This window comes from Trinickia sp. Y13 (assembly GCF_029522115.1).
Lineage (GTDB): Bacteria > Pseudomonadota > Gammaproteobacteria > Burkholderiales > Burkholderiaceae > Trinickia.
The window spans coordinates 89888-108261 of sequence record NZ_JAKWFK010000017.1 but is presented as its reverse complement, the minus strand read 5'-3'; the positions used below and the strand labels follow the sequence as shown (position 1 = coordinate 108261).

Here is an 18374-nt window from a genome sequence, read left to right as displayed (position 1 = left end):
CCGTTCAAGCCGCAGTTGGCGATTCTCCCGACGAAGTCGCGTCAGCTCTTCGCGCTCCGCCGTCGTCAGGCCATCATGCCGCTTGCCGCTGTCGCGATCCGATTGTGCAACCCAGTTGTAGATCGTTTGCGCTGTCGGCTCGAACTCGCGCGCAAGCTCTTCCGGCGACCGGCCGGCTTTGACTAACTCGACCATCTGCGCCCGGAATTCCGGCGCGTAGGGGTTGTGGTGCTTTCCCATGGCAGGCACCTCCTGTTCCAAAGGATAGGTGTCCACGAAACCGGGTCAACTCCACCTTTGTGTAAGCGAGGCTAAACCCGGCCCGCTCCGTATTGCGGGCGCTAGCGTTCCGAGGCCGAGCTGTGATGCTCGCGTGGTGCACCCGGCCTGCTGGGCCGCAGCCAATCTTGAGCGGATCAGTGCGAGTTGAATGCCACGACCGCGATGCGGCAGGTGCGTGCTGGCAATATAGAGATGTGCGATCTTCCCAACGGAACTTACAACGACGCTCATGGCTGCCGTGCCCCCGAGACGTCCGTCCAGCCTAGCGGCGAAGAGCATCGTATCGGCTCTCGCAACGGCGACTTTCGCCAGCGCTGCGAGCAGGATCGGTGGTCGACGCACTGCTTGAACTTCGAAACCAGCAATCGAATGTGACACGAACTCGTCCTCGACGACGGACCGATCGGTTACGATCTCGATGCCATCGGGTAGTCGTTTTCCAGGTCCTTATCCCGGAGGGTCCGGACGTAGGTGTTGCTGAATGCATTGACCGCATATCCACGCTCCGTCAAAACAGCGAGCGTGGTGGCGTCTCCATGCGGGCAAAGATCGATCTCGACATCCAGTGCTCTCGCGTGATACGCCGCTTCAAGCTGCTCAATTGCCTCGGTGCTTACGGAGGTGCCCATGCCGAGCCCCGTGACGTGATTCATCTTTCTTCCAAGAACATTTTCGGTCAACGCCGCGATGCCTCCGCAAATTTCGAGCGCACTAACGTTTTCACGGTTCGTCAAGCTACGGTAAGTAGCCACTTGCTGGGCCAAATGCCGAGCCTCAGCACCTTCCAGCGCGCGAACGACTTCGAGTCCGGTCAGAATCATGGGGGCTGCATCGGATATCTTTCAAAGCCTTGAAATCTATCATCAAGAGCACCATGGCTGCCATGAATGACGTGTAGGAGGCGATTGATGATCGGCGCATATACGAGCCCGTGGTTCACGAACGAATGTCGTTCGCTCAAGTTTCCCGCAAACGATCCGATATAGCGCGTATCGCGGAATAGTCGATAACGCCAATTAAACGGGACCACCGATGCGCTCAACCTTCAACTTCTTTAACCTGGCCGCGATCTCCGCGCTCACGGTTCTTCTCGTGGGCTGCGCATCGGCCCCGCACGCCGAGGTCGATGCGGCGAAGATTCGTAGCGTTCACACCGTTACGGTCGTCTATCCCGGCAAGGCCGTGTACTCCGCCGGGCGGCCGCAGTTCGAGTTCCAGTCTGTAGGCGGCGGCGCGATCGTTGCGATAGCCACGGGCACCGCGGCCGCCGTCGCGAATGCTCACAACGCCAAACAGAACCCGCTCGCGTTTGACGATGTCGTCACGAAGAAGCTAGGCGACACGCAATTGAATCGCAAATTTACGGACGGTATCGAAGCGGCGCTACGTTCCCACGGCTACGTCGTGCGAGAAGTCGATGCGTCAGATCCGGCGCTCCCTACGTTCGCGCGTGACGACCATAACCTCTGGCATGCCGGGGGCCCCGTCTATCGCGACAGCGACGCGGTGCTGATCATTCGTGTGTCGCCAACCTATGGCCCGCCTGGACCGATGAGCTACCTTTCGCGCTTCATCATCGGTGAGATCGTGATGTTCGCGGGCGATACCCACGAAGCCGTCCTTCGACAACGCATTTATTCGGTGAAGCTCAACGACCCGTACAGCTATTACTCGACCGATTTGATCAAAGCCGATCTCGCCCGCGCGATCAGCGGCCTCGATGAGAGCATGATGGCGCAAGTCGGCGTCTTTGATAGGTCGCTCGACGGCATAGCGCATTGAAGCGGTCGATCGATACGACGTCTATTGGCGGACGAAGAACCGCCGGGCAGTGCAGTTGCTACTCGGAGATACGAAGCTGGAGAGCACGGTTTGCTATCTCGGCGTCGCGGCATGCCGACACACCGATGATGTCCTCTCCGGATAGCGTCGAGCGGCCAACAGCCGACATTGGACGGTTCTAGGCACATCGTCGACAATGGGAAAAGCTGCCGAGCGGCAGCTTACCTAGAGTTCCTCGGTAACGGCGCTAGCAAAGCTGAGAATGGAATCGTCGGCAGACCACGGCTCTGTTTCGTCAGTGCCGCTGGACTCGTCCCTATGACCAACGAACTGCGAGGCTTTCATGTCCCGTATTGCCGTCATCGTTATCGACGTGCAGAAAAAGTTTTTTAGCGGCCAGGCGGCCGCGTATCGCGCCAACGATGTGATCGATGGCATCAATCGAGTCACGGGCGCGGCGCGCAGCAAGAATGCCCCTGTCTTTTTTGTGCAGCACGAGAGCGATGCGAATGGGCCACTGGCGCACGGCAGCGACGCGTGGCAATTACCCGCCGGCTTGGTTCGCGAGCAGAATGACGGGGCGATCTTCAAGACTGTCGGCGATTCGTTTCAGAACACTTTGCTTGCGGAGCAACTCAGGGAAAAGGATATTGATAGCGTACTGCTGTGCGGGTATGCATCGGAGTTCTGTGTCAACGCCACGGCTCGCCGGGCGGAACTGCTTGGCCTGCGCACCATGGTCGCGTCCGACCTTCACACGACCCATGACAAGCCGCATCTAACCGCAGACAAAATCGTCGAGCATCAGAACTTCGTTTGGGCGAATTCGTCGATGTCAGGCAGACGCGTCAGACTACTTGGGCTAGCGGACGTTCTGGAAACGGAGTTCCAATAAACATGATGAAGCGTCGCAGAGAGGCTCCGCCCTCAGGGCCGGAGCCGGCCTGTCTCTTCGGAAGCTGATCGGCCAAAAGCGGTCGGTCGACATCAAGGTCTAGATCGTTGACCATCGACGTGTCGCTTCATCGACGGGCGATAGCAGAAAGTGAAACGAGGCGCTATGGGACAGAAATTGAGCGATATCGAACTTGAACTCTACCGCAGAGCGGATGAAGTTCTGTACTACGTATGGGATCCTATTGGCGTTGCGCCCGATCCCGTAACACGCGATGAATACCAACGGTATTTGCCGAAAGTGTTCTCCATGCTGCAAGAGGGAGCCAGCGCCTCGCTCATAGCGGCGTACTTGGATAACGTTGCGACTGAGAAGATGGCGCTGAACGGAAATCTGGAAGAGTCCAAGCGAGTTGCAGAATTGCTGCTCGACTGGAAAACAGAGATTTACCGGATGCGTTAGCGGCAGCGCGGGCGGGGGTCACCCGTCCCTCGAAGTGGGCGTTCCGATGGTGCAACCCTATTCGGCCAACAGCGGCCGGTCGACCGCGCGGCGTAGATCGTTGACGATCGTCATCCAGCCTGTACGGTGATCCGCATCATGCCGTGAGACACCAGAATTTCGATAAATTCGATCATCGCTTCCGCCGGTGCCGTACCAAAGTCAACTGTCAGGTACCACCACTCGCCATTCGATTCGACAGGCGTGAAGGAATGAGCCACCCCGCTAAGATTGTCATAGGCGTGAGCTTCTGTTTCTTCAACGTCGAGCCACCGAGTAATAAATCGGTCCAACTGCTGCTGATCGGCGATCGCCTTTTCGAAAACGATTTGTGCCCTGTTCCAGCTGAACGGATAAATCGCGACCTGAACCCCACCAAACTTGAATTCGGTCGCCTCAAAATTTGGGTCTGGGTCAAGCGTCAACTCGAATGGCTTGATCGCGGCATCGGAGTTTTTGGAGAGCACGTCGACTCTGAGATAACGATACGGATACGGGATCTGATCGTTGTTGAGAGCGACTAATACCTCTGTGGCGACGTTTTCTTCAGAGGCCGAAATGCGGTCGCGGGCAGCCGTGAAAAATTCAATGTAACGTCGCTGTACGTCACCGATCAAAGACGTAATCGTCACTAAACCACCTAAGTAGAGTTGTCGAACTAGCCGCCAGTATAGAGTGGCGCCAACTTTCCAAACTTCCACCGACGATCGAGGTTTCTCGGTTTCAGCGGCTGCTTTGGAGGGATACGAGAGACCGCTCAGGGTCGAAACTTGCCCCCGGATGTCGTCATGGGCCACAGCACCGGCGCGACGACGTCGTATGGCGCAGTGCGGCCATCTACGGACGTTGGCCTACGCTTTCACCTGGACTTTCGAACGCCGGCTCCGCCCTGATAACCCATCGTCGTGCGCCAAAACACGGTGTTCACAAATCGGTACCGGCTTCCTCACGTCGCGAACCGGAGTTGTGGCCTCGAGGCGTTCCCGATCTGCGCAAGGCAGGTGAACCATCTCCCTGAGGTTATTGAGGCGTGAGAGGGTTTGCACGAACCGCTGGGCAATGAACGTGCCGGTACTGCGGTTCCGGAGAGTCGCACCTCAGGCGGCTGCGAGCAGATCGAACTCGATATGAACCTTGTCGTACGGCACGTGAAGTTTGCCGTTCGCGGTGCGCTCAATCAGCCCCCAGTCGAGCAACACAGCGGCATCTTCGTGAACCCGCTTCACGTCACGCTCCAGGCTCCGTGCGAGCGCGCGCAAGCTGACGTCGCCAAGTGCCTGTAGACGCTCGATCAATTCCCAGCGCTTCGGCGTCAGTACGGTGAACAGGGCTTTGGGCGATTCGAACTCGAATGTGTCCGTGTCAGACTTGCCTTCGCGCCAGGCCTCGATAAAGCGCTCGCCCATTTCCGCGAGCGCGGTCGCCGTGTCCCGGCGAATGCGAATGGTGGCGGTTTTCATAGTGCTCTCCTGCGCGTGACTTCCGCGAGAAACTCCCGGACCAAGTCTTCCGGGGTAGTGAATCGATATGGTTCTTCCACGCCGTCGACGTGCCGATGGTCGCCCTTGGGCCGCTCGTTGTCGTATCCGACGACACGACTGCCAACATACCCATAGAACAGCCACGCGGGCGGCGGGGATTTTCTCGGGTGGTTCGCCGGCGTCAGCGTGCGCTCGCTGGCCCATGGCCTAGCCATGCAACCAACGATTCGGCGCCCCAATCATCGCTGGGCCGGGTTCGCCAACACTGACCTTCGCGGCACTCACCGAGACGCGTTGCGTGCCGCAAAGGCCTCGTAATGGGCCACGTTCTGCACGCGGCCTTGGTCGATCTGAACCACTTGATCGCCGAACACCGCGACGTCGGCTTCGTCATGGGTAATCAGCACCATCGGAATGTCGAGCCGCGTTTGCAGATCCGACAGCTCGCGCCGCATCCGTTCGCGCATGTTGGCGTCCAACGCGGCAAACGGCTCGTCCAACAATAGGATGCGCGGCTGCGCTGCCAATGCGCGCGCGAGCGCGACGCGCTGTCTTTGTCCGCCCGACAGTTCGGCTGGGTAATTGCCGGCCACGGCGTGCAATTCGAAGGCGTCGAGCCAATACTCGACAGTGCGCGTCACTTCTCGCGCGCGTGGATTGAGCCATCCTTGCCGTAACGAAAAACCGACGTTTTGCCTGACATTCAGATGGGGAAACAGCGCGTAATCCTGGAACAGGTACGCCGCGCCGCGCGAACGCGCCGGGACGTTGATCCCGCGCCCCGCTTCGAATAGCGGTTCGCCCCCGAGCGTGATCGTGCCGCGGTCGGGCTTGAGCAGACCCGCCACCGCTTGCAGCGTCAACGTCTTGCCCGCGCCCGAGGGGCCGAATAAAACGATGCGCTGGCAGTTCCCCGTGAACGACACGGACAGCTCGAACTTGCGTTCGCGCGTGATCAACGTTTTTTGGATATCGACGGCGAGGCTCATGGCGGCGTCCTCAGCGCGAGGTCAACAGCGTGTGCTGCGGGACTAGCCGCCCGGCCACGAGCAGCACGATCACGCAGACGACGGAAGTCACGAGCACCAGCACGTTCGCTGTGTGATCGTCGCCCGCTTGCACCGCCGAGTAGACGGCTACCGAGAGGGTCTGCGTGCGCCCCGGCAAGTTGCCCGCCAACATGAGCGTCGCGCCGAATTCGCCGAGGGCGCGCGCAAACGAAAGCAGCGCGCCCGCCATGATGCCGCGCGCCGCGAGCGGCAAGGTCACACGAAAGAAGATGGCGGTTTCGCTGAGGCCGAGCGTGCGGGCCGCATGCTCCAACTGGGGATCGGTGGCTTCAAAGGCGGCGCGCGCCGATTTGAGCACGAGCGGGAACGCCGCGATCATCGATGCGATGACGGCGCCTTCCCAAGTGAACACGACGCGCACGCCGAACGTGTCGAGCCACGCGCCGATCGGCCCGCGCCGCCCGAGCAGCACGAGCAGATAGTAGCCGAGCACAGTTGGCGGCATCACGAGCGGCAGCGTCAACAAGGCGTCCACCACATCGCGCGCGCTCGAGCGCCAGCGGGCGAGCGCGCGCGCGGCGGCGACGCCGAACAGCAAATCGAGCGCGGTCGCCCAACCGGCCACTTTCAGCGACAGCGCAAGGGGGATCCAGGCATCTTGCACGATGGGCGTCTCGGTTGGATATCGGTGGTCAATGTTGCGCCGGCGGCATGAAGCCGTATTTGGCGAGAATCGCCTGGCCCTGCGCCGACAGCACGAAATCGGCGAACGCCTTGGCGTCGGCGGCATGAGCGCTGCCATGCACGAGCGCGATCGGGTAGGTGACGGGCGTTTGCGTCGGCACGGACGCGGCGACTTTGACCGCGTGCGGCATGATCGCCGCATCGGTGCTGAAGACGAACCCGGCTTCGGCCTCGCCGCGCGCCACGTAGTCGAGGCTTTCGCGGACGTTGCCTGCCAGCACCGCTTTGCCGCTGACGACGTCCCACGCCCCCTCGTGTTCAAGCGCCGCCTTGGCGTACCGCCCCGCTGGAACCGAGGCCGGATTGCCGAGCGCGACATGCTTGACCTGAGCCAGCATCATCGCTTCGCGCACCGACCGCACGGGCAACCGGCTGTCGGAGGGGACGATCATGACGAGCGAATTGGTGGCGAAATCGCGGCGCGTATCCGGGATGACGGCTTTGCCCTCGACGGCTTTGTCCATGGCCGTTTCGTCGGCCGAGGCGAACACATCGGCGGGCGCACCGTTCAGGATTTGCTGAAGCAGCACGTCCGACGCGCCGAGATTGAGAACGACCTGTGTTTTCGGATGCGTTTTTTCGAAGGCGGTGGCCATCGTGCGAAACGCGTTGGTCAGGCTCGCGGCCGCCGACACGACGAGTTCATCGGCACGTGCGGCGCTGGGAACGAAGAACGCGGCGGCGGAAAAGCACGCGGCGGCAGCGCGGGCGTAGCGACGGACGGCGGACACGGGGTTGCTCATGATCCAAAGGGAGGGGTTGAAACCGACATCGTAATATACCGGAGGTAATAACGGGTGGCGCGATGCCAGGCATACGGTCGCGCCTATGAGGTGAACGCGTCGATGAAGCTGGCAACAGCCGGGCGGTAGGGCCGACGCCCGGCTTGCGCGACGGGGCCGGAACGGTGTCCCGGCCGCTCAGGCCAACGGCTTAGGCGAACGGCTCGCGAGCACGGCTTGGGCAGACGACCCCGGCAGGGCGGCGCTGTGGCCGGATGGCGCGGCAGGGCGCGACCGAGGCGCTTCATGCCCTACGCGCCAGCGAGCGCGAATGAACGGCCGATCGCGGCCCGACAGATGTAGCGCGATATGCGTGATCCAGTATTGCGTGGGCACGCGCACGTCGTGCAATGCGACTGCCAACATGAGCAGGCTGACCGCCACGGGGACGGCCGATAGCTTCCCGGGTTTGGCGTTCCAGGCCGACCACACGAATAAAATCGCGGCGAGCGCGCCGACGACACACCCCGCCACGGCCTCCGACGGCGAATGGGCGCTCAGCACGACGCGCGAGAGCCCGACGGCGAGACCCGCACCCAACCCGCATATGACGCCGAGCACCCGGATGCCGGTGCGGGCGGGCAGCAGCGTCAGAAAGAAGGCGACGGGATACACGGCCGTCGACAGCATGGCATGGCCGCTCACTCCCGTGAAATCCCACTCGCGCACTCCGACGCCCCAGCCGAGAAACGCGATCTTCGTGAGCGTGACGATCGTTGCAGCCGCACCGACGATGCCGAGCCACCCGGCCGCCAGCCGCCACGAATAGCCGAGGGCGAGCCACAAAGCAATCGCGACCGCCAGAGGCAGCGTCAACCCCGCACCGCCGAGGCGCGTGATGGAGAACCAGAGGTGAAGGGGTAAGTCGTGCATGTCGAGCTTGTGCCACGGGCAGATGCCGCGCGACGCCTATCTATATCACTAACGCGCGAACGTTCAATGCGACGACACGCGGAAGGGACAGTATAACGAGAGCGGCACTTCGCGGCGCCGCTCGGAAGTGCGATCGCGAACGCGGCGCCAAGTTCAACTGGTGAGAGGCCATGCGGAGCGCGATAGCACGAAGAGGGTATATTGTGCATTGCGGCAAAAAGCTGCTCAGCAGATAAATTTGTCCCTTTTTAGCGAGCCACGCCGAATGACCAAAAGTCTGACGAAGCTCTGGCTTCAGGGCCTCAAACGCTTGATTAACGGCGTTCCGAACGCGCAAGCCGAGTACCTGCGCGAATTGACGAAAACGAAGCGTCGCAAGCGCGCCGCGCCGGTCCGGCGCGCGCCCGAACGCCCTGCGCGTGCGGCCCGGACCGCCCGCGACTCCGCCGAAGCGCGCGAATCGCGGGTCCGCCCCCGCGCGGGCGCCTGGGCCAAGGGAGATTGGACGCGTTCGTATCATTCCGCGCCGCCGCTGCCGGGCCGCCTCGTCAATCATTTGTCCTACGGTCTTTACATTCCGCCGACGGCTGCGCGCAAGCCCATGCCGCTGGTCGTCATGCTGCACGGATGCAAACAGACGATCGACGAGTTCGCGTTGGGCACCCGAATGAACCTGGTGGCCGACGCGAACGGTTTTGCCGTGGTGTATCCGGAGCAATCCAAGCATGCCCACGCGCATCGATGTTGGCATTGGTATGACGATCGCGACACGGCGGGCCTAGGCGAGGCGCGCGCGATCGTCTCGCTCGTCGATTCGCTGATCGAGCACCAGGGCGTCGACCCCGAGCGGGTCTACCTCGTGGGGCTTTCCGCGGGAGCGGGGCTGGCGTCGCTACTGGCGCTGCACTATCCAGAACGGTTCGCGGCGGTTGCACTGCATTCCGCCCCAGCATTGGGCGAAGCCCATTCCGGCATGACGGCGATGGACGTGATGCGGCGCGGCGCCCGGCGCGACCCGATCGCGCTCGTGGACGCGTTGGTGGATCCGGCAAGCTACCCCGGCATGCCCGCCATCATCGTCCATGGCGATGCGGACCATGTGGTCGCGCCAAAAAACGCCGAGCAGGTGGGTCTCGCGTTTTTGCGACTGAACGGTTTGATCGACGGCGAGGGGGCGCTCGTCGATGGGACGCTGAACGAAACGAGCGAGGGTTGCGCGCGGATTCACGATTATTCGATCGGCAATCGCCCCGCGGTGCGGCTGTGCCTGGTTGCCGGACTCGGCCACGCATGGGCGGGCGGCGATGAAGCGGTGCCGTTCCACTCGAGCACGGGGCCGGACGCGAGCACGATGATCTGGGCGTTTCTGCGGGATCATCGCCGCCGCCGCCCCGCGGCCGCTCGCAGGGCGGCGGCTCGCTAGCGCGACGCCGGGCCGGGCGGCTTTGATGCGGAAAAACCACAAGGAAAGATGGTGCTGGCGCAACCCTAGGGTTTTCCCTATAATTCGGGTTATCGCTTAGGTGTTAACACCTACTACCGCACGAGGTACACCATGTTCTTGCTTACCCGCCTTTTCCTGCTGCTGACCCAAACCGCCGACGAGCGCCAAAAGGCGCGCAACGACGCCTATTTGGCCGAAGCCACCGATCTTTACGATCTCGAGTTCCGTATGCGCAAGCTCGATCGCGAAGCTGCGGTCGCACACCCGTCCTGGCAAGCTGCGCGTTAAGCCCCGCGCCGCGTTTCGCCGCCCGGTACGGGTTGGCCGCGTCGGTCAGATGCTGGATGCCCCTGGCGTGTCGGTCCGGCCTGGCTCCTGCACGCCGTAGCAGCCGCGATACGTAGCGTAGAACGAGCAGTAGAGCATCGTCGTCAGCGTGATCGAGGCTGGAAACAGCACAGTGAACGCATAAGCGCGTGCGCCGATCGCATCCATCAACAGCGATAGCCCGGTCGATACGACCACCGCTGTGAGTAACCATAGCGCGCCATAAACGATGAACGCGCCGCGGTTTCGCCAGCAGGTCATGAAACTGAAGAACATCGCTTTGAGGGGCGGCACGTCGTGCCATGCCGCGAGCACCGGCGCGAACCAAAACAGCATCGCGACCGGCAGATAGCACGCGAACGAGACGAGCCCGGCCAGCAACAGATTGCTGCCCACGAGCGTCTCCGGCGTCACGGCTTCCGTGCCCATCATCAGCTTGAACAGCACCCCTCCATCCACCAGCGCCGAACTGGCGAACACGAGCGCGATCGCGGCGACATAGATGCCGCCGAGTTCGAGCAAGCGTATGGCCGCCGTCGCGCCATAGGATCGAAATCCATCGGCAAGCACCGTCGGGAAGACGAGCTTACCGGCCACCGTGTCGCGGCATGCAGCCATGAACCCAACGGCGATGCCCGGAATCAGAACGAGCGGCAACACGGCGCCGACGAAGGGGATCAGCGACACTGCCCACATCGCCAGCAGATAAGTAAAGAAGATCGTCAGAAAGCCGAGCGGATTTCGACGGAACAGCCAAATGCCCTGGCGATACCAGACATAGCCGGTTTTTGCGGTAACTTCGGTTAGTTGCATGAATTTGACGCGTCCAACGGTGCAACGCCGGCTAGGCGTTCGCGCAAGATGCGTTCGAAATGAGTAGGGTCGTGGGGCTTGAGCATTTCGGCCTCACGGGGCAGGTAAAAGTCATAAAGGCGCGACATCCAGAAGCGGTAGGCGCCCGCGCGCAGCATGTCGGTCCAATGGCGCGACTCTTCCTTCGTGAACGGACGCACGCTCTGGTAAGCGCGCAACAACGCGTCCGCGCGTTGTGCGTCGAGCCTGCCTGTGGCGAGATCGACGCACCAATCGTTGACCGTCACCGCAACGTCGAACAGCCACTTGTCGCAGCCCGCGAAGTAGAAATCGAAAAAGCCGCCGAGCCGCACCGTATGACCGGTGCTCGGCTGCGCCGGGTGAAATAATACGTTGTCGCGAAATAGATCGCAGTGGCAAGGACCGCCGGGCAGCGCGGCGTAGTCGTCCGAAGCGAAGAAGGCGCTTTGGTGCGCAAGCTCCGATTCGAGCAGGTCGCGTTGCGCCTCGCTCAAAAACGGCAACACCTGCGGCGCCGTTTCTTGCCACCAGAGCAGGCTGCGCAAGTTAGGCAGATTCGGCGTGAAGTCGCGCCCGGCGAGATGCATGCGCGCGAGCATTTGCCCCACCTCATGGCAATGCTCGACGCCCGGCGCCAGTTCTGGCGCCCCCGGCAGCTTGGTGACGATGGCCGCCGGCTTGCCGTGCAGCAAGCCGAACAGGGCGCCGTCGTTGCGTGGCACCGGATCGGGCACGGGCACCTGATGCTTGGCGAGGTGGCGCATCAGTTCGAGGTAGAACGGCAATTGCTCGGCCGTCAACTTCTCGAACACCGTGAGCACATAGGCGCCGCGCGTCGTCGTCAGAAAGAAGTTGCTGTTCTCGATACCGGAAGGAATGCCGCGAAAATCGACGGGTTCGCCTAGACGGTAGTGGCGCAACCAGTGCGCAAGGTCGGTTTCGTTGACAGCGGTAAAGACGGCCATGCGTAAGGCTTCGAATGCGGTGGTGAAATGGGAGGCCGGCGCGCGCGACGACTACATGAGCGCCAGCCGGGGGCGCACGCGGGCGATCGATGAATCGGGCGCTCGCGTGGGCTGCGGTGTGAATCCGGTGCGAATCAGTAGTGCAGGTTGATCGAGGGCAACCGCGTGCTGGGTTGCGCGCTGTTGTGCACTTTGGGCGACGTGTCCGGCGACGCGCTCATTTGATAGTGCGTGCCGAAGTTCGAGCGGACGTCGATTTCGACGGGTTTGCCGCGATCGCGATACTCGGTGATTTCCGTGCCGTTGGCGCTCTTCTCATAGAAGCTCGGCCTGCGCGGCACGTCATTGATGTCGACCTTCGACGATACCTCGGCGGCGGGGCGATTGATTTGAGTCAGATCGGGCAAGCCTGCCGCCTCGTTGGCGGCGCGCTGCGCTTGCGCGTCGTTTGCGGGCGCGCCTGCCAGTGCGATGCGCGGCAGGGCGGCAAGGCTCGCGACGGCAAGCCCCGCATAAACGGCGGCGGAAAGGTACGGCTTCATGGCGGATCTCCGGAAGATCCTTCGATTCTAGCAAATGCGCCCCTCGATCCGCCTGCGATCTGACGAAAACTTAGTGCGGCCCAGGGTACGCGGCGGCCGGCCGCGCGAGGGCCGTATTGGCGCGCTTCGTGGTAATGTCGTTGCAACGAACGACGCGAAACGAACGATGAAAAACGACCTGACGCAGCATGCGCGCGCCATGCACCCGACCGATTTCCCGACCGAAGCGTTCACCGACGCCGCCGACGCCGTCACGCGCTTGTCCGAAATCTACGAAACCAATGCCGCTTTCTTGCGCGACGCTTTTTCTCGCTATCGGCGCAACGAGCCGTTCAACGAGCGCGTCCGTGCCTGTTATCCGTTCGTGCGCGTGCGCACCGAAGTGGTCACGCACGTCGATTCGCGCCGCTCCTACGGGTTCGTCGCCGGGCCAGGCGTATTCGAGACGACTGTGACTCGCCCCGATCTGTTCGCCAACTACTACCGCGAACAACTACGCTTGCTGGCGAAGAACCATCACGTCGAGATCGAGGTGGGCGTCTCGCAGCAGCCGATCCCGATTCACTTTGCCTTTGCCGAGGGTATTCATCTCGAAGGCGATCTCGGGCGCGATCGATTGATGGCCATGCGCGACGTTTTCGATACGCCGGATCTGGCCGCGCTCGACGATCGCATCGTCAACGGCACCTACGAGCCGCTGCCGGGCGAACCGTTGCCGCTCGCCCTGTTCACCGCGCCGCGCGTCGATTTTTCGCTGCATCGCCTGAAGCACTATACGGCCACCTCGCCCACCCATTTTCAGAACTACGTGCTTTATACGAACTACCAGTTCTATATCGACGAGTTCACCAAGCTCGGCCGGCAATTGATGTCCCATACGGACGACGAGGAACTGCGCGCTTATCGAAGCGAATACACGTCGTTCGTCGAACCCGGCGATGTCGTCACGTACAACGCCAACATCGGCGAGCAGCCCGATGAAGGCACCGCACCCGCGCGGCTGCCGCAAATGCCCGCTTATCACCTCAAGCGCGCCGACGGCAGCGGCATCACGATGATCAACATCGGCGTGGGGCCGTCGAACGCGAAAACGATCACCGATCACATTGCGGTGTTGCGTCCGCATGCGTGGGTCATGCTCGGCCACTGCGCGGGGCTGCGCAACACGCAGCGGCTCGGCGATTACGTGCTGGCCCATGGCTATGTCCGCGAGGACCACGTGCTCGATGCCGATTTGCCGCTGTGGGTGCCGATTCCGGCGCTGGCCGAAGTGCAGGTCGCCTTGGAGCGTGCCGTTGCGCACGTGACGCGGCTCGAAGGCGCCGAGTTGAAGCGCGTGATGCGCACGGGCACGGTGGCGAGCGTCGACAACCGCAATTGGGAGTTGCGCGACCACCGCGAACCGGTGCAGCGGCTATCTCAAAGCCGCGCCATCGCACTCGATATGGAAAGCGCGACGATCGCGGCAAACGGTTTCCGGTTTCGGGTGCCATACGGCACGCTGTTGTGCGTATCGGACAAACCGCTGCACGGGGAACTGAAGCTGCCAGGAATGGCCGATCAGTTCTATCGCGCCCAGGTGGACCAGCATCTGCAAATCGGCGTGAAGGCGATGGAGTTGCTGCGCATGAACGGGCTCGATCGGTTGCACAGTCGCAAACTGCGCAGCTTCGCCGAAGTCGCGTTTCAATAAAGACAAGAGGCCACGGTTTGGCATACGCGATCCGGCCCGTGATCCGGGGCGGGGGCCACAACGCCTAGCCGTCGAGCGCGCCTGCGCAACGATTGCCCCCAACCGGTGCTTTGCACCGAATGAATGCATCGACTCCGGCCCCTTAACGAATATTTTATTTTTTTATTTTTTTCGGATTCGTCTGATCGTAAGCTTTTCGTAACGCAGTCTTATGCCATTTGGAAGCATGACGGACTGCGTTCGTACGGACTTCAGGAGGACGTTAATGAACCACGCGAAGCGCCTGTTGCTTGCCAATCGAGCCTGGTCGCAGGAAGTATCGGCAAGAGACCCCGGCTTCTTCGAAAGGCTCGCATGCGGACAGCAGCCTCGCATTCTATGGATCGGTTGTTCCGACAGCCGTGTGCCTGCCGAACGGATCACGAATGCACAGCCGGGGGAGCTGTTCGTCCATCGCAACATCGCCAACCTTTACACCTCCGATGACGGCAATACATCGAGCGTCATCGAATATGCCCTGCATGCGCTGCACGTCGAGCATATCGTCATCTGCGGCCATCACCATTGCGGCGGGGTGCGGGCGGCGCTCACCGCGCCGTCGGATTCATTGCCCGCGGTCAATCGGCGCATCGCCGGCTTGCGCGAACTCGCCGAGCGTCACCGCGATGCCTTGAACGCCATCGACGATATCGAGGCGCGCGTCGATCGCCTGGTCGAATTGAACGTCATCGAACAGGTGCGGCTGCTACGCGAGTCGCCGATCGTTCGCAGCGCCCCGCATCGGCCGGCCCTGCATGGCTGGGTGTTCGGCTTGCGGCAAGGGTTGTTGACCTCGCTGACGGATGCCGGAGAAGCGCCGCAGCCGGTCAAGCTGCTGCGCGACGCCGCATAGATGCATCGCTAGTTAGCCAAGCCCATCCGACCATCGTTTGCCTTCGTTCGCCGCGCGCTCGCGCGCGGCGCGGCTAAACTCGTCTTCGCCATATCATGGACCTCTCTTCTGCCTCGCGTTTCTCCACTTTGCGCAGCGACGTATTCGCCGGCATCGTCGTCTTTCTCGTCGCGCTGCCGCTGTGCCTCGGCATCGCAACTGCATCGGGCGTCCATCCGTTCGCCGGCCTCGTGTCGGGGATCGTGGGCGGGCTCGTCGTTGCCTTGCTGAGCGGCTCGCATTTGAGCGTGAGCGGCCCCGCCGCAGGGCTCGTGGTGATCGTCGTCTCTGCGATAGCCTCGCTCGGTAGTTTCTCGGCATTCCTTGCCGCCGTTCTGATCGCCGGTGCGCTGCAAGTCGGCTTAGGCCTGCTGCGAGCCGGACGCTTGGCGAGCTTCGTGCCGGCCGCCGTCATCAAAGGCATGCTCGCTTCGATCGGCATCATCTTGATCCTCAAGCAGATTCCGCTAGGGGCGGGGCTGCTCTCGGGCGCCCAGGCGCATGTGGCGCATGCCGGCGCGCTATCGACGCCGTTCGGACGGATCCTGCCGATATCGCTCGTGTTGTGCGCGACCTCCGTTGCGATGCTCTTTGCATGGGAGACTGCGTTCGCCAAACGGTACGCCCTCGTGCGCGCCGTGCCGGGACCGCTTGCCGCGGTCGCGCTCGGCATTGGCGTCACGCTGGTGCTCGATTGGATCGCGCCGTCGTTTGCCACGCCCGTCGAACATCGCGTGTCGCTCGTCGCGCTCGACTCCTTCGGCGCACTCGTGAACGCCATCTCCATGCCGGACTTCTCGCAACTCGTCGATCCCGATGTGTGGCGTGTAGGGGTGACGCTCGCGATCGTCGCCAGTCTCGAGACGCTGCTCAGTCTCGAAGCGCTCGAAAAGATCGACCCCAAACGCCGCCGGGTGTCGCCCGATCGGGAATTGAAAGCGCAAGGCGCGGGCAATATCGCCGCGTCACTGCTCGGCGGGCTGCCGTTGACGGCCGTCATCGTGCGCAGCTCGGCCAACGTGCATGCGGGGGCGCAGACGCGCCTGTCGGCGATCATTCACGGCACCCTGTTGCTCGCCAGCGTCTTCGCGCTCACTGCCGTCCTCAACCTCATCCCATTGGCAAGCCTCGCGGCGATCTTGATTCAGACGGGCTACAAACTCGCTAAGCCGCGTCTTTTCGTCGTCATGGCGCGCGAAGGCGCCGGGCGCTTCGTTCCGTTCGTGGCGACCATCGCAGGCGTGCTCGCGACGGACCTCTTGATCGGCATCGGGATCGGCATTGCAACGAGCGTCTTGTTCGCGATGCGCGCAAGCTTCGGTAGCACCTTCATGCTCACGCGGCACGACGATTACTTTCTGCTCTCGTTCCGTAAGGACGCCACCTTCTTCTCCAAGCCAGCGCTGGCTCACTGCCTCGCGCAGATTCCCGAGCGTGCCACGGTGCTGATCGATGCGGAACGGGCCGACTTCATCGATGCCGACATACGCGAGGCGATCGACGCGTTTGCGGAAGAAGCGCAGCGCAAGCAGATCGTGGTCGAGCGCGTGCGCTGGCCGCAGCCGAATGTCGCCAAGGAGACCAGCATCCGCTTGCCTGCCGTGCTGACGCGCGCGACGGGATAATTCGCCGTTGCTGTGCCGCTCGGGGCGAGCTCGTTCTCACAACCGGCTATCATGTGCGCAAATTGAACATCAACGAACCATGCGCCTCATCGGCCGGAGAGATTTATGGCTTCCCCACAAGATAGCGTCAGCATGGCGCTGTTCTGCGACTTCGAGAACGTCGCGCTGGGCGTGCGCGACGCGAAATTCGAGAAGTTCGACATCAAGCCCGTGCTCGAGCGGCTACTGCTCAAAGGAAGCATCGTCGTCAAGAAAGCCTATTGCGATTGGGATCGCTACAAGGGCTTCAAGGCGTCGATGCACGAGGCCAGCTTCGAGCTGATCGAAATTCCGCACGTGCGCCAATCGGGCAAGAATTCCGCCGACATTCGGCTCGTCGTCGATGCGCTCGACCTTTGCTACACGAAGTCGCACGTCGACACTTTCGTCATCATCAGCGGCGACTCCGATTTTTCCCCGCTCGTCTCGAAGTTGCGCGAGAACGCGAAGAAGGTGATCGGCGTCGGCGTCAAGAACTCGACGTCCGACTTGCTCGTCGCCAATTGCGACGAATTCATCTTCTACGACGATCTCGTGCGCGAGCAGCAGCGTGCGGCGGCCAAGCGCGAATCGCGCGAAGCGAGCGTGGCGGCCAAACGCGCGGCCGACGAAGACAAGCATCCGAAGGCCGAGATGGAATCGCGCAAGGCCAAGGCGATCGCCATTGCCGTCGAGACCTTCGATGCGCTCGCATCCGAACGCGGCGAAAGCGGGAAGATCTGGGCCTCGGTGCTCAAGAGCGCGATCAAGCGCCGCAAGCCGGATTTCAGCGAGTCGTATTACGGTTTTCGCGCGTTCGGCAATTTGCTCGATGAAGCCCAAGCGCGCGGATTGCTCGAAGTGGGGCGCGACGACAAGTCGGGGGCGTTCGTCTATCGCCCAACCGTTGCCGATGCGCCCGAGCCGGTGAGAGCGGCCGCGGCGGCGGGCGCTCCCGTCGTGCAGGAGGAGGGCGTCGCTGGCGAGGCGGCCAACAACAAAGGCCGCAAGCGGGGCAAGGGCGGGCGCAAGCAAGGGCGCGAAACCGCACCGAGCGCCACGGCGCCATCGCCGGTCGAGCCCGTCACAGCGCTCGAGACGCTGCCGTTCGAACCCGCGTCGAGCGAAGCTGCGCCGATGCACGAAGCCTCGACCTACGAAGCCTCGGTACAGGAAGCGCCGACGCACGAAGCTGCAAAGCCGCGCCGCACGCGCAAAGCGGCGGCGAAAAAGGCGCCGACCGCCGGCGGCAACGTCTCGAAGCAAGCCGTCAGCGCCGAGGGCGAGCCGGGAATCGAGGCCCCCGCGCAGGCGAAACCGGCGAGAACCGCGCGCAAGTCGAGCGCGCGCGCCGGTCGCTCGCGCAAGAGCGCGGCCGCAAGCGGCAACGAGCATTGAACGATTCAAACGACAAAACGACATTTAGCAACGAATTGAGCATCGAGCTGGAGAACATCAGTGTTTACGTGTAGAAATCAGAGCTGCCAAGCCCAATGGGCGCTGTCGGACGTCGTCATCAAGAATGAAGGCCAGGGGTTGTTGTTCCGTTGTCCGATGTGCGGCGCGCGCAATTACGTCGAACAAATCGAAACAGACGACGGCACCGTCGTCTACGAGCAGCTCGACGGTAAGCCGTTTCTCTGAC

Annotated in this window: 22 protein-coding genes; 10 read left to right on the top strand and 12 right to left on the bottom strand. The window is 62.3% G+C overall.

Going from position 1 to position 18374, the window contains the following annotated elements:
- Both MMB74_RS23835 and MMB74_RS23830 read right to left on the bottom strand, forming a co-directional pair.
- Window positions 1–240: transposase (locus MMB74_RS23835; RefSeq protein ID WP_277431132.1), on the bottom strand; the 240-nt coding region annotated here is incomplete at its 3' end.
- 449 nt (window positions 241–689) lie between these two features.
- Window positions 690–1103, bottom strand: coding sequence for a hypothetical protein (locus MMB74_RS23830; RefSeq protein WP_277431127.1), 414 nt, complete (start codon window positions 1101–1103; stop codon window positions 690–692).
- A gap of 211 nt (window positions 1104–1314) precedes the next feature.
- On the opposite strand from MMB74_RS23830, the gene MMB74_RS23825 reads away from it, so the two are divergent.
- The 3 genes from MMB74_RS23825 (at window position 1315) to MMB74_RS23815 (ending at window position 3421) form a co-directional block, all read left to right on the top strand.
- Window positions 1315–2064, top strand: a complete 750-nt coding sequence (locus tag MMB74_RS23825; protein WP_277431126.1) for a hypothetical protein — start codon at window positions 1315–1317, stop codon at window positions 2062–2064.
- Window positions 2065–2407: 343 nt separating this feature from the next.
- A complete protein-coding gene (locus tag MMB74_RS23820) occupies window positions 2408–2959 on the top strand; it encodes an isochorismatase family protein (protein WP_277431125.1) in 552 nt (183 codons plus the stop codon).
- Between the two features lie 165 nt (window positions 2960–3124).
- Window positions 3125–3421, top strand: coding sequence for a hypothetical protein (locus MMB74_RS23815; protein WP_277431124.1), 297 nt, complete (start codon window positions 3125–3127; stop codon window positions 3419–3421).
- 110 nt (window positions 3422–3531) lie between these two features.
- Here the strand turns inward: MMB74_RS23815 and MMB74_RS23810 are convergent, their stop codons facing one another.
- The 7 genes from MMB74_RS23810 to MMB74_RS23780 form a co-directional block, all read right to left on the bottom strand.
- Entirely contained in the window at window positions 3532–4092 is a 561-nt protein-coding gene (locus MMB74_RS23810; protein ID WP_277431123.1) for a hypothetical protein, read from the bottom strand.
- 465 nt (window positions 4093–4557) lie between these two features.
- Window positions 4558–4920 carry a transcriptional regulator gene (locus MMB74_RS23805; RefSeq protein WP_277431122.1) on the bottom strand — a complete coding sequence of 121 codons (363 nt, stop codon included), beginning with the start codon at window positions 4918–4920 and terminating at the stop codon, window positions 4558–4560.
- A complete protein-coding gene (locus tag MMB74_RS23800) occupies window positions 4917–5156 on the bottom strand; it encodes a DUF6516 family protein (RefSeq protein ID WP_277431121.1) in 240 nt (79 codons plus the stop codon). Before MMB74_RS23800 ends, MMB74_RS23805 begins: the two co-directional genes overlap by 4 nt.
- Window positions 5157–5222: 66 nt before the next feature.
- Window positions 5223–5930 (bottom strand): ATP-binding cassette domain-containing protein, encoded by a 708-nt coding sequence (locus MMB74_RS23795; RefSeq protein ID WP_277431120.1) that lies wholly within the window; start codon window positions 5928–5930, stop codon window positions 5223–5225.
- A gap of 10 nt (window positions 5931–5940) precedes the next feature.
- The gene (gene modB, locus MMB74_RS23790; protein WP_277431119.1) at window positions 5941–6615 is read right to left on the bottom strand and encodes a molybdate ABC transporter permease subunit; all 675 of its coding nucleotides are present in this window, start codon (window positions 6613–6615) and stop codon (window positions 5941–5943) included.
- A 28-nt stretch (window positions 6616–6643) separates the two neighbouring features.
- A complete protein-coding gene (gene modA / locus MMB74_RS23785) occupies window positions 6644–7438 on the bottom strand; it encodes a molybdate ABC transporter substrate-binding protein (protein ID WP_277431118.1) in 795 nt (264 codons plus the stop codon).
- Between the two features lie 177 nt (window positions 7439–7615).
- Window positions 7616–8350, bottom strand: a complete 735-nt coding sequence (locus MMB74_RS23780; RefSeq protein ID WP_277431117.1) for a phosphatase PAP2 family protein — start codon at window positions 8348–8350, stop codon at window positions 7616–7618.
- Between the two features lie 265 nt (window positions 8351–8615).
- Here MMB74_RS23780 and MMB74_RS23775 point away from each other — a divergent pair, with 265 nt between their 5' ends.
- Window positions 8616–9773 carry a PHB depolymerase family esterase gene (locus tag MMB74_RS23775; RefSeq protein ID WP_277431116.1) on the top strand — a complete coding sequence of 386 codons (1158 nt, stop codon included), beginning with the start codon at window positions 8616–8618 and terminating at the stop codon, window positions 9771–9773.
- Between the two features lie 132 nt (window positions 9774–9905).
- The gene (locus tag MMB74_RS23770) at window positions 9906–10082 is read left to right on the top strand and encodes a DUF3563 family protein (RefSeq protein ID WP_277431115.1); all 177 of its coding nucleotides are present in this window, start codon (window positions 9906–9908) and stop codon (window positions 10080–10082) included.
- Window positions 10083–10127: 45 nt separating this feature from the next.
- Here MMB74_RS23770 and MMB74_RS23765 read toward each other — a convergent pair whose 3' ends face one another.
- The 3 genes from MMB74_RS23765 to MMB74_RS23755 form a co-directional block, all read right to left on the bottom strand.
- Window positions 10128–10934 carry a BPSS1780 family membrane protein gene (locus tag MMB74_RS23765; RefSeq protein WP_277431114.1) on the bottom strand — a complete coding sequence of 269 codons (807 nt, stop codon included), beginning with the start codon at window positions 10932–10934 and terminating at the stop codon, window positions 10128–10130.
- Window positions 10925–11920 carry a homoserine kinase gene (locus MMB74_RS23760; protein WP_277431113.1) on the bottom strand — a complete coding sequence of 332 codons (996 nt, stop codon included), beginning with the start codon at window positions 11918–11920 and terminating at the stop codon, window positions 10925–10927. The genes MMB74_RS23765 and MMB74_RS23760 overlap by 10 nt, the downstream gene beginning before the upstream one ends.
- Window positions 11921–12054: 134 nt before the next feature.
- Complete coding sequence (locus tag MMB74_RS23755; RefSeq protein WP_277431112.1) at window positions 12055–12462, bottom strand: hypothetical protein; 408 nt, start codon at window positions 12460–12462, stop codon at window positions 12055–12057.
- A gap of 166 nt (window positions 12463–12628) precedes the next feature.
- Here MMB74_RS23755 and MMB74_RS23750 point away from each other — a divergent pair, with 166 nt between their 5' ends.
- The 5 genes from MMB74_RS23750 to MMB74_RS23730 all read left to right on the top strand — a co-directional run bounded on the left by MMB74_RS23750 (window position 12629) and on the right by MMB74_RS23730 (window position 18373).
- Window positions 12629–14155 carry an AMP nucleosidase gene (locus MMB74_RS23750; RefSeq protein WP_277431111.1) on the top strand — a complete coding sequence of 509 codons (1527 nt, stop codon included), beginning with the start codon at window positions 12629–12631 and terminating at the stop codon, window positions 14153–14155.
- A gap of 265 nt (window positions 14156–14420) precedes the next feature.
- Window positions 14421–15047 carry a carbonic anhydrase gene (locus MMB74_RS23745; RefSeq protein ID WP_277431110.1) on the top strand — a complete coding sequence of 209 codons (627 nt, stop codon included), beginning with the start codon at window positions 14421–14423 and terminating at the stop codon, window positions 15045–15047.
- A 95-nt stretch (window positions 15048–15142) separates the two neighbouring features.
- Window positions 15143–16711 carry a SulP family inorganic anion transporter gene (locus MMB74_RS23740; protein ID WP_277431109.1) on the top strand — a complete coding sequence of 523 codons (1569 nt, stop codon included), beginning with the start codon at window positions 15143–15145 and terminating at the stop codon, window positions 16709–16711.
- Window positions 16712–16816: 105 nt separating this feature from the next.
- Window positions 16817–18127 (top strand): NYN domain-containing protein, encoded by a 1311-nt coding sequence (locus tag MMB74_RS23735; protein WP_277431108.1) that lies wholly within the window; start codon window positions 16817–16819, stop codon window positions 18125–18127.
- A 60-nt stretch (window positions 18128–18187) separates the two neighbouring features.
- Window positions 18188–18373 carry a hypothetical protein gene (locus MMB74_RS23730; protein WP_277431107.1) on the top strand — a complete coding sequence of 62 codons (186 nt, stop codon included), beginning with the start codon at window positions 18188–18190 and terminating at the stop codon, window positions 18371–18373.
- Window position 18374 lies beyond the last annotated feature (1 nt).